Origin of the sequence: Pantoea sp. GbtcB22, assembly GCF_019091025.1 — a bacterium.
GTDB classification, from domain to species: domain Bacteria; phylum Pseudomonadota; class Gammaproteobacteria; order Enterobacterales; family Enterobacteriaceae; genus Pantoea; species Pantoea leporis.
The window spans coordinates 1-235 of sequence record NZ_JAGXKB010000873.1 but is presented as its reverse complement, the minus strand read 5'-3'; the positions used below and the strand labels follow the sequence as shown (position 1 = coordinate 235).

At 65.1% G+C, this 235-nt stretch carries 1 protein-coding gene; it reads right to left on the bottom strand.

Annotation, left to right across the window (positions count from 1 at the left end; genetic code table 11):
• On the bottom strand, positions 1-235 hold a 235-nt coding region (locus tag KVT28_RS26910), incomplete at both ends, for a DTW domain-containing protein (protein ID WP_217551382.1).

The following is a 235-nucleotide window of genomic DNA, read 5'->3' as shown; positions in this document are numbered from 1 at the left end:
CGGTAGCGGGCGAAATAGTGCTGCAATTCTGCGGCGGCGGCGAGATCGCCGGCCTGTTCCAGCAGCGCGGCAGCAACATCGGCGGTGCAGTGCTGGCCTTCGCCGTGGGCCTCGCGCAGCGTGTAGCGCGAGGGCGCAGACACGTTGTGCGACATCACCGGCAACGCATCCAGCCACGGACTTTTGCGGTACATCTTGCGCGCTTCCGTCCAGGTGCCGTCGAGCATAACAAACA